General features: G+C 74.0%; 8 protein-coding genes. 2 read left to right on the top strand and 6 right to left on the bottom strand.

The window, feature by feature from the left end:
- Positions 1-74: 74 nt before the first annotated feature.
- The 6 genes from ACIGJO_RS31260 to ACIGJO_RS31235 form a co-directional block, all read right to left on the bottom strand.
- On the bottom strand, positions 75-4889 hold the full coding sequence (locus ACIGJO_RS31260; protein ID WP_399963933.1) for a hypothetical protein: 4815 nt from the start codon (positions 4887-4889) through the stop codon (positions 75-77).
- A 57-nt stretch (positions 4890-4946) separates the two neighbouring features.
- On the bottom strand, positions 4947-5876 hold the full coding sequence (locus ACIGJO_RS31255; protein WP_399963931.1) for a hypothetical protein: 930 nt from the start codon (positions 5874-5876) through the stop codon (positions 4947-4949).
- Positions 5877-6000: 124 nt separating this feature from the next.
- Positions 6001-7527 (bottom strand): hypothetical protein, encoded by a 1527-nt coding sequence (locus tag ACIGJO_RS31250; RefSeq protein WP_399963929.1) that lies wholly within the window; start codon positions 7525-7527, stop codon positions 6001-6003.
- Positions 7528-7713: 186 nt separating this feature from the next.
- A complete protein-coding gene (locus ACIGJO_RS31245; RefSeq protein WP_399963927.1) occupies positions 7714-11373 on the bottom strand; it encodes a hydantoinase B/oxoprolinase family protein in 3660 nt (1219 codons plus the stop codon).
- A gap of 152 nt (positions 11374-11525) precedes the next feature.
- Positions 11526-12944, bottom strand: a complete 1419-nt coding sequence (locus ACIGJO_RS31240; protein WP_399963923.1) for a HEAT repeat domain-containing protein — start codon at positions 12942-12944, stop codon at positions 11526-11528.
- 264 nt (positions 12945-13208) lie between these two features.
- On the bottom strand, positions 13209-13601 hold the full coding sequence (locus ACIGJO_RS31235) for an ankyrin repeat domain-containing protein (RefSeq protein WP_399963921.1): 393 nt from the start codon (positions 13599-13601) through the stop codon (positions 13209-13211).
- Positions 13602-13912: 311 nt separating this feature from the next.
- On the opposite strand from ACIGJO_RS31235, the gene ACIGJO_RS31230 reads away from it, so the two are divergent.
- The gene (locus ACIGJO_RS31230; RefSeq protein ID WP_073722514.1) at positions 13913-14107 is read left to right on the top strand and encodes a hypothetical protein; all 195 of its coding nucleotides are present in this window, start codon (positions 13913-13915) and stop codon (positions 14105-14107) included.
- Positions 14108-14145: 38 nt separating this feature from the next.
- Positions 14146-15891 carry a hypothetical protein gene (locus ACIGJO_RS31225; protein ID WP_399963919.1) on the top strand — a complete coding sequence of 582 codons (1746 nt, stop codon included), beginning with the start codon at positions 14146-14148 and terminating at the stop codon, positions 15889-15891.
- The last annotated feature ends 73 nt before the right edge of the window (positions 15892-15964 follow it).

The raw sequence follows: 15964 nt of genomic DNA, 5'->3' as shown, positions 1-15964 counted from the left end.
GCCCTGATCCGGAGGACCGGCCCCGTGCGCGTACCCGTGCGCGTGGGCAGGCGCCTGTGCGCCTGCCCGGGACGTCAGCCCGCGGCCGGTTCCGGGGCCGGTGCGCCTGCCGCCTCGGGGGCCGCGTTCCGCTTGAACATTCGGGTCGCCGTGATCTCGCCGTGCACCACCTCGCCGTCGGGGTGCTGCTGGGGCAGCCCGGGACGCAGGTGCTCCTCGACACTGATGTATTTCAGGCCCGCCCTGAGGTCCGCGTCATTGCGCAACCGGATGACCAGGGGGAATTCGGCGAGCGCCGTCGTGTCGAACAGGCCGGTCGTGTAGAGCAGCTGAACCCCCAGCGCGTCCGACACCGCGCGCTGGAGCTCCAGCAGATACGTGGCGTTGGCCCGGCCGATGGGGTTGTCGAGGAAGAGCGTCCCCGCGTGCCGGTGCTGGTGGCGGTCACGTCCGCGGTCGTTGCTGCGCAGCGCCGCCATCGTGCAGTACAGGGCGATCGCGGCGGTGAGCAGCTGGCCGCCGGAGAACACGTCGCCCATCTGTCCCACCGGGACCCGCTCGGCGCGGAGCACGGCGTCCGGCTTGAGGATCTCCACGGCGATGCCCTTGGGCCGCAGGGCCGCCTCGACTCCGCGCAGCAGCAGGGACATTCCGTCGCGGCGCAGGTCGGAGTTCTTCTTGAGGGCGGCGTGCGTCGCCTCGTCGATGACCTCGCCGAGGCGTTCGGTGAGGGTGGCCTGGTCGGGTTCCTCGAAACGGATGCGGAGGAATTCCTGCCCCGACCACTCCCCCAGCCCCTCGGGCAGCTGGGAGAGCCGCTGCGCCGAGCGGAGGGTGGTGAGGGCGGATTCCACCAGGCCGCGGAGCCGGTCGACGATGGATTCCCGGTTGCGCTCCAGCTGCACCAGCTCGTCGGTGAGGACGCGCAGCCGGGGGGCGAAGGCGGCGGCCCACTTCTCCGCGTGCTCGGGCAGTGCCGCGGCGGGGAGCTCCCGGATCTGCTGGCGGGCGGGGGTGCGCACCTGCTCGTAGCGGGTGGAGTTGGCGTGCCGTACCAGGATGTCGCTCGCTTCCCGTACGGCGCTCTCGGCCGCCGAGAGGTCGGTGGCGCAGCCGCGCAGGGAGCGGCGGGCCTCGGCGGCGGACTGCCGGGCCTCGTCGAGGCTGCCGGGGTAGGTGTCGGGGGTTTCGGCGGTGTCGTCCGCGGCGTTGTCCCTGAGCAGGTCGCGCAGGAGGGCCGCGGTCTCGTCGAAGCCGCCCGCGGAGTCCTCGGCGGTGCGGTGGGCGTGCAGCAGTTCGGCGTGGGCGGCGCGGGCGGTGTCCAGGGCTCCTTCGGCGGCGGCCCGTTCGGACGTGGCCGTGCGCAGGAGGGCCTGGGCCTGTTCGGCGTCTGCCGGGGACAGGTCCTCGGGCAGCTCGGTGTGGTGCGGTTCGTCGTCGCGCGGTGCGAGCCGTTCCGCCTCGCCGCGCAGCCGGCCTAGCTGCTCGCTGGCGGCGGAGGCACGGGTCTCCAGGATCTGGACCAGCGATTCGGCCCGTGCCGCCGCCGCCTGTCGGGAGGGGCCGTCCGCCCCGTCGGTCCCTTCGAGGAGCTGGGCCGCGCGGGTGCGGACCTTGTTGGTGAGGCGGTCGAGCTCGGCGAGCGCGGCGCTCTCGTCGCTCTCGGCACGGGCCTGTTCGGCGCGCAGGTCGGCGCCGACGCCGACCTTCTCGTACAGCTGGGACGCGGCGCGGTAGGCCTCGCGCAGGGTGGGCAGTGCGGTGCGGACCGTGTCCTTCCCGGGCTCCGGGAGCACTTCCGGGGCACCGGCGATCTCGGCCCGCTCGGCGCGCAGGGCCCGTGCGGTGCGGCGGGCGTCGTCCCCGGCGCGCTGGGCGGCCCTGCGGTCCTCGTCCGCGGCGCGGGCCCGGTCCAGATACACGGTGGCGCGGGCTTCGGACTCGGCGGCCTCGTCGACCAGTTCACGCAGACGCGCCTGCCACCCGGCGCGCTCACGGAGGCGGAAGGCGAGCCCGGCGAGGGCGTCGGCGGCACGGCGGGCGCGCTGTGCGGTCTCCTGGCGCTCGTCGCGCACGCGGGCGGTGTCGGCGGCGGCCTCGTCGGCCTCGGCGCGGACCGAGCGGGCCTCCGCGAGTGCCGCTTCGGCCGTTTCGGCGGCGGTACGGGCGGCTGCGGCGGCGGCCGCGAGCTCGGCGAGCATCCCGGGCGGGCAGTCGGCGCGCCAGGAACCGATCCGGGCGGCGAGCGAGCGGTCACCGGTGAGCCGGGCGGCGAGGGTCCGGATGTCCTCGTCACGGGCGGCGGCCCTGCTCCTGAGCGACTGCCGCTCCTCGTCCGCGGCGTGCTCGTCGTGCATGGCCGGGTTCGGCGGGACGAGGAAGACGCCGTCCGTGTGCCCGTCCGTGCCGGGGGCGGGGACGGGCGCGAGGAGCGCGGCGGCGGTGCCGACGGCGACGGCGGACCGGGGCAGGAGCGCCGCGGCCCCCAGAACCTCACGGGCGCGGGCGTGCGAGTCGGGGTCGGTGATGACGACGCCGTCGACCAGCTCGGGACGGGCGGCGAGCACCGCTGCGTGGTCGGCCGGGTCGACGGCCTGCGCGAGGTAGCGCCAGCCGGGCAGGGCGGGGATGCCGTGCTCGCCGAGGTATTCGACGGTGGCGAGGACGTCGGGGCCGGGCGGGAGCAGGCCGCCGTCGCCGAGCGCGCCGAGGATCCGCGCGTCGTCGGCCGCGGCGGTGCGCAGGTCGAAGAGCCTGCGCTCGGCCGCGGCGATGCCCTGGTCGAGGAGGTCGCGGAGCTCGTCGGCGCTCCGGTCGAACTCCTCGGCGGTCAGCGGCTGCGGTGTGCCGGCGGTGTCCTCGGCGACGGCGGTCGTGATGCCGGCCCGGCGGCCGGCCGCGGGCGTGCCGGGCCGGGCGTCGTCCTCGGGGGCGCCGGCGGGGTCCCGGTGCGCGGTGCCGTAGGGCCCGCCCGGCTCCCCTCCGGTGCCGGTCCCCGCGCCGGGGGTGCGGGCGCCCCGGCGGGGGTGCGGTACTCCGGTGGCCGACGGCAGGCTCAGCAGGTCCGCGAGGCGGTCGTCGGCGGCGATCGACCGGGCGGCCCTGAGCTCGTCCTCGTAGGACTGCTCGGCGGCCTTCGCCCCGTCCGCGCCACGTGCCGCGGCCAGCTCGGCGCGGCTCTCGTCGGCGGCCGCCTCCCTGGCGAGGCCGGCCGCCGCTCGCGCGGCGTCCCGGGCGGTGTCCCAGGCGGCGACGGCCGACTGCTCGGCGTCGCTCGCGGCGAGGGCCGCGCGGGCCGGGTCGGCGTCGGGCGCGGTGTTGTCGAGCCAGCCCGCCCGGACCGCTTCGGTGGTCTCCTGCTCCACCTCGGCCAGCCGCTGGCGCAGGTGTCCGGCCTCACTGCGGGCGCGCTGGGCCTCGGTGGCGGCGATCGTGGCGTCGCGGTGGGCCCGCTCGCCGGTGGCCTGGAGGGTGTCGGAACGCTCCTCCTCCTCGTTGGCCACCCGCTCGCCGTCCTCGGCGGCGGTGTGCAGGGCCCGTACGAGATCGGCGGCGGCCGTGGCACGGGCGGCGAGGGCGGGGGCGGCGTCGCGTTCGGCCTCGCGGATGGCGACGGCGACCCTGGCCGATCGGTCGGCGGCGGCCCGGTGGCGCAGGACCGCTTCGGCGGCCTGCCAGGCGGCGTGCAGGGTCCTGGCCTCGCCCAGCTCGCGGCGCTGGGCCGCGGCGCCCTTCTCGGCGGCGGTCAGGGCCAGCGACGCGTGCCGGTAGGCCAGTTCGGCGGCGATCAGGGCGCGGTGGCTCCGGGTCGCCTCGGCCCCGGTGACGGTGTGGGCGGCGGCGGTGACCTGCTGGGCCAGCTCCGCGGTGCGGCCGCGTTCCTCGGTGGCGCGGGCGGCGAGGCGGCGGGCGAGGGTGCGGGTGCGGCGTTCGGCGCCCGCGTGGATGTCGCGGGTACGGGAGCGGGTGGCGGTGGCCTCGACGATCCGGCCCAGCAGATCGACCGAGCCCTCGGTGAAGTCGCGTTCGGCGGTGAGTTCGGCCCGGCGGCCCAGCTTGTTGCCGAAGCCGCTGACCAGGTCGGCGAGGCCGTCGGTGTCGCGGGTGTCGGTGACGGCGCGCAGGAGCAGGTCGGTGAAGTCGGAGTCCTTCTTGACCGCGAAGAGCCCGGCGGCCTCACCCTCGTCGGCGTTCATCTCGCGCTGGTAGCGGAAGAGTTCGGGGTCCAGGCCGAGGTCGCCGAGGTGCTCGTTCCAGCGGTCGTGGATCTCTTCCCAGTGCACGTCGAGGTGCTGGTAGAACTTGCCCGCGTCCATCAGCGCGTCGCGGAAGCCCTTCATGGTGCGGCGCCTGCCCTGGGCGCCGGAGGCGCCTTCCGCGGGGCGGACCACGGAGGTGGCCTCGGCGACCGGGAGACTGTCCAGGCTGAGTCCGGGTCCGGGGCGGAAGGAGTACCAGGCCTCGGCGAACTTGCGCGGGTCGTTGGAGACCTGACGTCCCCGCCACTCGCTGACCTTGCCGACGACCACGCATTCGCCGGTGAGGGTGTGCTGCCACTCCAGGGCGACGTGGCCGCAGTCGTCGGCGAGCAGGAACTTGCGCAGCACGCCGGAGCTGGCGCCGCCCAGGGTGTTGCGGTGGCCGGGCAGCATCACCGAGAAGATCAGCTTGAGCAGGACGGACTTTCCGCCGCCGTTCTCCAGGAAGAGCACACCTGCTGGCGCCGGACGGCGCGGCGGGCCGACCGGCTCCTCCTCGAAGAACTCGGCCTGGGCCGGCGCGGGGTCGGGTACGGGCTCGCCCACTCCGCGCAGGTCGAGGACGGTGTCGGCGTAGCGCGCACCGGCAGGCCCGATGGAGTAGAGGCGGACCCGGGACAACTCGTACATGGCGGCGGACTCTCGTCGTTCGGAAAGCGGGTGCGGAGCGGCGGTTGCGGGGCGGCTTCAGGCGTGGAAGGGCAGGCCCGCGTCGGCGGCCAGCTCCAGGCTGTCGGGGTCGGGCGGGGGCAGCAGCGTGGGCGTGCCGTCGGTGACGGGGACGACCCCGAGGTCCAGCAGCTCGGCCATGGCGGCGCTGCCCGCCATGTCGCGTACCTGGAGCTGGTAGCGGGCGGTGGTGCGGTAGGCACCGCCCGCGTCGTCCCCGGTGCGCTGGAGGAAGCCGGAGTCGGTGAGGAAGGCGACGGCCTTGCCGATGATGCCGGTGGTGGAACCGGCCAGCCGCCGGGCGTCCTTGGTCGCTCCGGTGGCACTGCGGCGGGCGTAGATCCGCCACCCGGCCTCCAGTCCCGGGGCGTCGGTGGCCGGGTCGCTGTTGTCGCCCTGTTCCTCGGCACGCTCCTCCAGCCGGTGACAGGCCTGCCGTACGAACGCGTCGACCCCGTTGACCGTGATGCGGCCGATGTACGCGTCGTCGGCGAGGTCCTCGGGGCGGGGGAAGGCCATGGCCGCGACGGCGAGGTGGGCGAGCCCGTGCAGGAAGCGGTCGGCGGCGTCGGAGGAGGCGCGGCGGGCGTAGTCGCCCATGCGTACGGCGAAGACCGAGTCCTCGTCCGCCGTCACCGCCATGCCGGCCCGGGTGGACACCTCCAGGACGATGAGTCCGAGTCCGGTGGCGACGGCGTCGGCGAGCCGGGCGAAGGCGGGCTCCTCGCGGTAGCGGCGGAGCAGTTCGGCGTACTCGGCGTCGCGCGCGGGCAGCAGCTTGGGCTGGAGTCCGAAGGAGACCAGCCGTGCGGCGTCGGCGGCGTCGGCCGGGGTGACCGGCGCGCCGGTGGCCGTCTCGGCCGCCGGTGCGGCCTCGGTGCTGTGCGTGGCATGCGGGCCGGACGGCTCGCCCCACACGTCGGTGTGCTCGGCGTGGTGGTCGCTCACGGCCGTGGCTCCTTGCTGCGGAAAGTCATCGGTACGGGGCGGGGCCCGAGTGGTACGGCACGGCGGGGCGCGGGTCGTGGGGGGCGGTGTCCGGGGCCGCATGGCACCCGGCGGGAGGCGGCGGTCACGAGGCTTCCTTCCGGTCGGCGGCCATTCCGGCCGCGTCCAGCAGGGCGGTGCCCACTATCAGGTCGGCGCCGCCGAACTCCGGATCGTCCAGCTCCGTACCGTCGTCGACCGCGAACAGCAGGCGCCGCTCGCCCTGGCGGTAGGCGGTACCGACGGGCGGGCTGGCCGCGTGGACGGCGAGCAGGGCGACCAGGTACGGCAGTTCGGGATCACTGAGCCGGGCCTCGGCGAGCAGTCCGGAGAGCCGGCGCGGTGCGTCGTGCTCCAGGTCGAGCAGGGTCATGGCGCTCGCGAGCTGGTCCTCGCTGAACCGGCTGTCGTCCGGCGTGGCGATCAGATCGGGCTCGGGCATCTCCGCGCCCAGGTGCTCCCGCTCCAGGGGCGGGGCGAGGAGCATGTCGACCAGGTCGCCCACGCGTACGGAGGCGGGGGTGCGCAGTCCGGTCCCGTGCGCGAAGAAGGCGTCGGTGGCGCGGATCGACTGTTCGACGGGGAGCGGGAGCAGCGGGGCGACCAGCTGGCCGTACAGGTCGAGGCCCACCCGGGCGGTGGGGGCGGCGAACGCCTGGCGGTCCTGTTCGGCGCGGAACAGTGGTCCGGCCTCCAGCAGCCGGGACTGGAGCTGGGTGTGGCGGCGGATGCAGTCCTTGACGATGTCGACCAGCTCGGCGGCACGCCGCTTGTGCTCGGGGTCCTCTGCCTCGTCACGCGCCTTGCGGATGTTGGTGAGGATCGCGTTCTCGTGGCGGTAGCGGTCGGCCACGTGGTCCAGGGCTTCGTCGATCATGTCCGGGACCGTGTTGAGCCAGTCGACCGCGCGCACATTGCGCCGGGTCGCCTCCAGGGTCCGCCGGAGCGTCTGCGCGTACTGCACGGTGCGGTAGCGCGCCTGCTCGGCGGCGAGCTGGGCATCGGCGAGACGGCCCCGGCTGATCAGGACCTCCAGTTTCACCTCGGCGGCGATCTGGGCGCTGGTGACGTCGGTGTCCAGGGCGCCGACGAGGACGTTGACCGCCTCGTCGGTGGCGCGGAGGTAGACGGTGCCGCCGTACCCCGGGACCTCCTCGATCAGCTTGAAGTCGTAGTCCCGGCGGACGTAGACGCCGTCCGGTCCGAAGGTGCCGTACACCGCGCGGAATCCGCGGTCGACGCTCCCGACGTTGATCAGGTTCTCCAGGACCCAGCGGGCGACCCGCTCGTGCTCGGCGACGGGGCGCCGCGGGGCCTGCGCGCCCACCCGGGGCAGGAGTCTGGCCACTATCTGGTCATGGTCGGCACCCGTGTCGAAGTCCATGTTGAGCGTGACCAGGTCGATGGCGGCGAGGGCGACCTCCGCCATCGCGTAGACCGTGTATTCGCCGGCCAGGTTCGCCTTGCGCACGTCGAGATCGTGCAGCGGTGCCGTGCAGGCGAGCGCGCGCAGCCGCCGCGAGAGCCCCTCGTCGGCGGCGGGGCCCGGGGCGGGCCGCGGCCCCGCGCTGAGCTGGGGCGCAGCGTTGTCCGTGTAGGCAGGCGAAGTCACGTGGGACAGATTAGGTCCTCGCACGGACAACGGTCGAAACGGCGCAGAAGCGACCGCCCCGGCCCGGGTGTTCCGGGAGCCGGAAGATGCCCGGTGCACCGTACCGGACGGCCGGCACGCACCGCGGAGAGCCGGCCCGCGCACTGTACGGGGACCGCTGCGCGCACGCCGGGGAACCGGCCCGCGTCAGCCGGCGGGCGGCCCGTATCCGCCGCCGCCCGGTGTGCGCAGGACCAGGACGTCCCCGGCGTCCAGTCCGACGGTGTCGCAGCCCTTCAGCTCCGTGACCGTCACACCGTCGGCGCGCTCGATGTGCTGGCTCCCCAGCGCGCCCGGTCCGCCGCCCGCCATGCCGTAGGGAGGGACGCGCCGGTGGCCGGAGAGCAGGTCCAGTGTGACCGGTTCGAGGAAGCGGATCCGGCGCTCCACGCCCCGGCCCCCGTGCCAGTGGCCCGCCCCTTCGCTCCCCTCCCGCACCCCGAAGCTCTCCAGCAGGACGGGCAGGCGCCACTCCAGGACTTCGGGGTCGGTGAGCCGGGAATTGGTCATATGGGTCTGCACGGCGTCGGTGCCGTCGAAGCCCTCCCCGGCTCCGGAGCCGCTCGCGACCGTTTCGTAGTACTGGACACGGTCGTTGCCGAAGGTGACGTTGTTCATCGTGCCGGACCCCTCGGCCTGTTCCCCCAGGGCCGCGTAGAGGGCCCCGGTGATGGCCTGGGAGGTCTCCACATTGCCCGCGACGGTCGCCGCCGGAGGGACGGGGGACAGCATCGAGCCTTCCGGGATCCGTACCTCCAGGGGTTTGAGGCAGCCGCTGTTGAGCGGGATGTCCTCGGTGACCAGGGTCCGGAAGACGTACAGGACGGCGGCCATGACGACGGATCTGGGCGCGTTGAAGTTGCCCGTCTGCTGGGGCGAGGTGCCGGTGAAGTCGAGTACGGCGCTGCGGGCGGCCCGGTCCACTCTCAGCGCCACTTCGATCACGGCGCCGTTGTCGGTCTCGTAGCGGCAGGATCCGTCGTCCAGTCCGGCGACGATCCGGCGTACGGATTCCTCGGCGTTGTCCTGGACGTGGCCCATGTACGCCTCGACGACATCCGCTCCGAACCGGTCCACCATGCGGCGCAGTTCGGCGATGCCCTTCTCGTTGGCGGCGATCTGGGCGCGCAGGTCGGCGAGGTTGGTCTCCGGGGCGCGCGAGGGGTAGGGGGCGGAGGTGAGCAGTTCCCGGGTCTCGGACTCGCGCAGCCGGCCGTCCCGCACCAGGAGCCAGTTGTCGAACAGCACGCCCTCCTCCTGGACGGTGCGGCTGAAGGCGGGCATGGAGCCGGGGGTGATGCCGCCGATCTCGGCGTGGTGCCCGCGCGAGGCCACCAGGAAGCGCAGCGTGGCCCCCGCGTCCCCGGCCCCGCCCCGGCTCTCGCTCCCGCCGTCCCCGCCGCCCTCGCCGTCGATGTCGAACACCGGCGTCACGACCGTCACATCGGGCAGATGCGTGCCGCCGTGGTACGGGTCGTTGATGGCGTACACGTCGCCGGGGCGCATCGTCCTCCCGTTGCGCCGCAGGACCTCCTTGATGGACTCCCCCATCGAACCCAGGTGCACCGGAATGTGCGGCGCGTTGGCGATGAGGTTGCCCTCGGCGTCGAAGAGGGCGCAGGAGAAGTCCAGCCGCTCCTTGATGTTGACGGAATGGGCCGTGTTCTCCAGTCGCACGCCCATCTGCTCGGCGATCGACATGAAGAGGTTGTTGAACACCTCCAGCATCACCGGGTCCACCCGGGTGCCGACCGCGGTCCGGTCGGGGCGCGGGCGTGCCCGGGTCAGCACCAGATGGCCGGCCGGGCCGCCCGCGGCCTGCCAGCCGGGGTCGACGACGGTGGTGGCATCGTCCTCGGCGACCACGGCGGGGCCGGTCACGGTGTCCTCGGGGCGCAGGTCCTCCCGCCGGAACAGCGGGACCCGCTGCCATCGGCCGTCGGCGAACATCCGTACCGTGTCCGCGCGCCGCGGCGCCCCCTCGCGGGCTGCGGCGCCGGGCCTGTACGGGGTGTGCGGCCCGGCCGTTCCGGTCGCCTCCACGGAGACCGCCTCGACGACGAGCGGCTTGTCCATCGTGAAGCCGTAGCGGGCCCGGTGGACGGAGGTGAACTCCTCGGCCATGGCGGCCACGGTGTCCAGGGCGACGGGCAGCGCCGCGTCCGTGCCCGCGTACCGCAGCAGCACCCGGGCCCCGGTGCTGATGGCGGAGTCGGGGACCCCGTCGGCGCGGAGGTCGGCACGGGTCCGGCCGGCCAGTTCGGCACACAGCCGGTCCACCCGCTCGCGGGCGGGCTCGTCCAGTTCGGCCTCGACCGACTGTTCGCGCATCGCGGTGGCGTCGGCGAGGCCGATCCCGTACGCGGAGAGCACCCCGGCGAGCGGCGGTACGAGGACGGTGTCGATGCCGAGCGCGTCGGCGACCGCGCAGGCGTGCTGGCCGCCCGCTCCGCCGAAGGCGGTCAGGGCGTAGCGGGTGATGTCATGGCCGCGTTGTACGGAGATCTTCTTGACGGCGTTCGCCATGTTCAGCACGGCGATCTCCAGGAATCCCGCGGCGGTCCCGGCCGCGGTGGTCCGGTTCCCGGTCGCCTCGGCCACCTCGGCGGCCAGGGCGTCGAAGCGCTCGCGCACGAGGTCCGCGTCGAGGGGCAGATCCCCGTCCGGTCCGAAGACGGCGGGGAAGTGGGCCGGCTGGACCCGGCCGAGCATCACATTGGCGTCCGTGACGGTGAGCGGTCCGCCGCGCCGGTAGCAGGCGGGGCCGGGAACGGCGCCCGCCGAGTCGGGGCCGACCCGGTAGCGGCGGCCGTCGAAGTGCAGAAGGGACCCGCCGCCCGCCGCGACCGTGTGGATGCGCATCATGGGCGCGCGCATCCGGACCCCGGCCACCTGGGTGCCCAGCTCCCGTTCGAACTCGCCCGCGTAGTGCGACACATCCGTGGACGTACCGCCCATGTCGAAGCCGATGACCCGGTCGTATCCCGCCTGCTGCGACGTGCGGGCCATGCCGACGACGCCGCCGGCCGGTCCGGAGAGCACGGCGTCCTTGCCGCGGAAGCGGGCGGCCTCGCGCAGACCGCCGTTGGACTGCATGAACATCAGCCGGATTCCGGGGAGTTCGGCCGCGATCCCGTCGACGTACCGGCGCAGGACCGGCGAGAGGTAGGCGTCCACGACCGTGGTGTCGCCGCGCGGTACGAGGCGGATCAGGGGGCTGACCTCGTGGGAGCTGCTGACCTGGGTGAATCCCGCCTCGCGGGCGGCGTCGGCGACGGCCCGTTCGTGGGCGGGGTGGCGGTAGCCGTGCATGAGGACGACGGCGGCGCTGCGCAGACCGTCGGCGTACGCGGCTCTCAGCCCCTCCGCCACCGGGGCGAGGTCCAGGGGTCTGACGGTCCGTCCCCCGGCGTCGATCCGCTCCGGGACCTCGATCACCCGGTCGTGGACGGCCTCGGGGAGCACGATATGCCGGTCGAAGAGGCGGGGGCGGTTCTGGTACGCGATTCTCAGCGCGTCCCGGAAGCCCTGGGTGATGAGGAGGACGGTGGGTTCACCGCGGCGCTCCAGCAGGGCGTTGGTCGCCACGGTGGTGCCCATCTTGACGGCCTCGACCCGGTCGGCGGGCACCGGGCCGGCGGGGTCCAGACCGAGCAGCAGCCGGATCCCGGCGACCGCCGCGTCGTCGTAGCGCCCGGGGTCGTTCGAGAGGAGCTTGCGCGTGATCAGACGGCCGTCGGGGTGGCGGCCCACCACATCGGTGAAGGTGCCGCCCCTGTCGATCCAGAACTCCCAGCGTCCGGTCATTCCGCCATTCTGACCCGGGGCGCGGAGGGGGGCGGGGAAGGACTTCGCGGGGCGTGGCGCAGTCCTGCCCCGACGCGTCCGGTACCCGGGTCCCCCGTCGGACGACCGGATCCGCCGGACCGGTCACCGCCCGGCGCGTGCGTTCGCGCGTGTCAGACAGCCGGTGCGTCGGGTCCGATCCTGCTGCGTACCGCGGTCTGCACCTCGGCCTCCTCGGCCGGGTCCGCGGCCAGCCGGCGCAGGCGCTCGGCGACCCGGATGTCCCCGGTCTCGGCGTGCAGCGCGGCGAGCTCGCGGGTGGTCTCCTCGCAGTCCCACAGGCACTCCACCGCGAATCCGGTGGCGAAGGACGGGTCGGTGGCGGCCAGCGCCCGCGCGGCCCGGCCCCGCAGGTGCGAGGAGGACGTCTCGCGGTAGACATGGCGCAGCACGGGCGCGGCGCAGACGATCCCGAGGCGGCCGGTGCCGTCGACGAGGGTCCACAGCCGCCGGGCGTCGGCGCCCTCGCCGCGTACGGCTTCGCGCAGGGCACCGAGGACGAGCGGGGCGTCCTGGGCCGTTCCCCGGCAGGCGAGGATCCCGCCGGCCGAGGCGCCGAGGGCGTCGGGCCGGTGGGCCCAGCTCCGCGCCCGGTCCACGGCGGCTTCGCCGGGCATCCGCTCGAACGCGGCGACGGCCGCTTCGGCGACGGTGCGCGAGGGGCTGAGGGCGGCGGCCTCGATGAGGTCGAGCACGGCCGGGTCCTGGGCCTCGACGAGGTAGTGCAGCGCGGCGCAGCGGGCGCCCTCGGGGCCGCTGCGGGCCGCCTCGACGATCACCGGCCGGTCGTCGGGGCCGGCGACGGCGGCGAGGCAGCGGGCGGCCGGGACGTGCAGTTCGCTGCCGCGTTCCAGTGCCTGCTGGGCCCAGTCGAAGACGGCCTGGATGCTCCAGCCGGGGCGCGGGCCGCCGGGGCGCATCTGGCGCTGCCACCGGTCGAACGAGCCCTGTTCGGTGGCCGCCCTGACCCGGGCGCCGACCTCGTCGCGCGGATCGTCGGCCCACAGCCGCCAGGGGCGCGGTTCGAAGGCGTCGCGCACGGCGACGGCCAGTTCGGCGGCGCCCTCCTCGGTGGCCGGGAAGCGGCCGAGGACGGGCACGGCCAGTGAGCGCAGCCCCGCGTCGTCGTCGCGCAGGGCGAGCTCGTCGAGCGCCCAGGCCCAGTTGGCCCCGGTGACCGCGTACCGCCGCAGCAGGGCCAGGGCGTCCTCACGTCCGTAGGAGGCGAGGTGCCCCAGGACCGCGAGCGCCAGTCCCGTACGGGAGTCCTCGGTGTCGAGGTGGTCCTCGGGGTCGCGCAGGTGCCGCTCGATCTCCTCGATGCCGCCGTCGAGATCGAGGTACAGACGGGCGTAGTAGAGGGAGCGGTTCTCGACCTGCCAGTCGTGCCGCGGATCGCTCAGGACGCAGTGGTTGAGGGCCGCGAGGGCCTCGGGGCGTGGTGCGGCGAGTGCGTGGAGCGTGCCGTCGCCGCGGCCCCTCTGCAACAGGCCGAGCAGGGTGCCGCTCGGCGCTATGAACGGATCGAACATGGAAAATGCCTCACATCAAGCTGTCGACGCAACCGGGACTGTGCCGTTCCACGTGCCCGAGGGCACTATGCCGCGCAGCAACATGATCGGCCGACCGCCGTCTTCTGCCTGGTGTAGACCATCTTCCTCTGCCTCTCGTCGGTGGTCCGGAGCGGACCCGCGACGTCATGATGACCCAGCCATTTCGCCACCGCGACCACATTTACGACGGACCGGTCACGGGACATACCGGCGGGCATGCCGCACGGCAGGCCCGCGGGCGCCTCAGCGGGCACCGAAGAGTTCCAGCAGGTCGGCCTTGCCGAACATGCGCGCCGTGTCCAGCGCGGACGGCGTTCCGTCGGCCGGATCGGCACCTGCGGCGAGCAGTGCCTCGATCACGGGCCGCTCGCCCTTGAAGACGGCTCCGGCGAGCGGGGTCTGCCCCCGGTCGTTGGCCCGGCCGGGGTCGGCGCCACGGGTGGCGAGAGCGGTGACCGCCGCCGCGTGCCCGTGATAGGCGGCGAGCATCAGCAGCGAGTCGCCCCGGTCGTTGGTGAGGTTGGCGGGCACGCCCGCGTCGACGTACGCGGCGAGCGCGTCGGTCTCGCCGCGGCGGGCCAGGTCGAAGACCTTGGCCGCCAGCTCGACCACCTCGGGATCGGGGGTTTCACTCATCGGACGGACCGCCTTCCATAACCGTTCATGCTGCCGCTGACCAGGTGGGGTGCACGGCACAGGGCCGTACGAGTGAATCGACAGGGTACTGCTCCGGGTCCGACATGACCCGGCCCGGATGCGGCAACACATCACCGCGAGTGACTCCTGCCCGGCACGGAAGCCGAAATTCCCCTCCGGGCAACCAACTTCCGTCTGCCAATCAGGTGAAAATCCCGTCTTTTCACCTGAATGACCTCTTTATCGTATAGATACTTCCTGTGAGCCTGGAAGGACTCATGGTGACTGTCCCCCCAACCAGGAGAACACTCATGATCCTTTCCATTTCGGGCGTCGTACTGCTCGGCATCATCGTCTTCCTGTTCTTCAAGAAGGACGGACTCAAGGCCTCGCACGCCCTCATCTGCGCCCTGTTCGGCTTCTATCTGGCCGGCACCGCCATCGCGCCGAGCATCACAGCGGGCGGGGCGAGCCTCGCCGGACTGCTGGGCGGGATCAAGTTCTGACGCTCCGCGACCGCTTCCACCCCCTTCAGGAGACAGACGTGGCCCGGCGACCACTCCCCCGCATTCTGACCAGCGGCAGCGCTTCGATCGCTCGCGGCCGAGAGTTCGCGCGCACGGCCGCCGACAACGCCACCGACGTGCTCCAGCCACTGATCACGCTCACCCGTGGTCTGCGGCTGCTGGCCGTGGCGGGCCGGCGGAGGTGGGTGGCGACCCCCAAGGAACGGCGTGGCCCCAAGCTGTTCCTCGGCGCGGCCTGTGTGCTCGTGGTGGCGCTCGTCCCGTACGGGCCCGGAATGGCCCTGATCACCGTGATGGGCGCTGCCGCATGGATGGGCAGGGACCGCACCCCGGTGCGAACCGGGCCGGACGAGGCGGAGACCGGGCGGCTGCAGTCGCTCTACGACGCGCTCGTGCCCTACTTCTCCCTGGCCGACGACCCCGGTCCGCTGTTCTCCCACGGCGGCGACTGGGAAAAGGTCTTCAGCGGCTTCACGTTCGACGGCGACGGGCGCCTCACCCGCCTCCAGGTGTCCTACCCGGCGTACTTCACCGACGGCGAGGAGTCCTCCCGGGCCCGGATCGAGCAGTTGCTGCACGCCAAGTCGGGACGCGGCCGCGAGTACCGCTTCGTCTGGGACGAGGAGGCCAACCAGCTCGTGATGACCGTGCTGGGCCCGCTCCCCACCTCCATCGCCGCCCAGCGTTTCGTCACTTCCCCCGGTGAGACCGTCCTCGGCTTCACCGACGCGGACGCGGTCCGGCGCACCGTGCCGGTGCGGGACGGCGAGGAGACCCGTGACGCCTCCCCCGTCGTGTGGCGGACCGGCGCCCGCTCCACGGAACCGCATCTGCTGGCCGTCGGGCAGCCCGGCAGCGGCACCACCACGCTGCTGCGCTCCATCGCCCTCCAGGCCCTCCAGCACGGCGATGTCCTCGTCGTCGAAGGCAGCGGAACGGGCGAGTACGGCTGTCTGACCGGGCGGGCCGGAGTCCTCGCCGTGGAGTGCGGGCTCTCCGGAGCGCTGGCGGCCCTCGAATGGGCCGCCCACGAGACGGAGCGGCGCCTGATCACCGCCAACCGCGCACGGCAGGCCGGGCATCCCGCCCCCGACGACATCAGGCGCCCGCTCTGGATCCTGCTGGACCGGCCCAGCGCCCTCGGGCCCCTGGCGGCGGCCGACGGGCGGCCCGATCCCCAGGAACTGCTCCAGGTGCCACTGCGGCACGGCCGGGCGGCAGGGGTCATCGTGGTCATGACCGACCAGTTCGACTGTCTGGACAGCCTCACGGAGACCGTACGGACCCACACCCGGGCCCGGGTCGTCCTCGGCCCGGCCTCGCACGAGCAGGCCGCGTCCGTGCTGGGTGTCCGCCCGCACACCACGCCGGCCGCCGAGGTCCCGGCGGGCCGGGGATACGCCCGGCTCGGCACCGGACCCGTACTGCGGCTCCAGGTGCCGGCCACGCCGGACCCGCACGACGACGCCACCAGCGAGACGCACCGCCGGGCGGTGCTGGACCTGCTGCCCGGCCACGGGACGCCGCCGGACGCGGACGGCGCCGGGCCCCTGCCCGTGTCCGTGCCTGTCGAAGCGGTTCCGGCAGAACCGGTCCCGACAGAAGCGGTCCCGGTGGAAGCAGTTCCGGTGGAAGCGGTTCCGGTCGGGACCGGGTCCCCCGGCGCGGTGCCGGCCGGGGCGGTGTCGCGGGATGCCGTGCCGGGGGACGCCAGGACGCCGAAGCCGGTGGGCAAGCCCCAGCCCGCGGTCGCCGAAGGATGACGCCCCCGTCCCGCAGGGCGCCGGGCGGACAGCGGATCTCCGGGTCCGCCGTCCGCCCGGCGCCGTACGGGAC

The organism is Streptomyces sp. NPDC079020 (genome assembly GCF_044542225.1).
Classification (GTDB): Bacteria; Actinomycetota; Actinomycetes; order Streptomycetales; family Streptomycetaceae; genus Streptomyces.
Note: the sequence above shows the minus strand (reverse complement) of the source record. Positions and strands in the feature narration are given on the sequence as shown.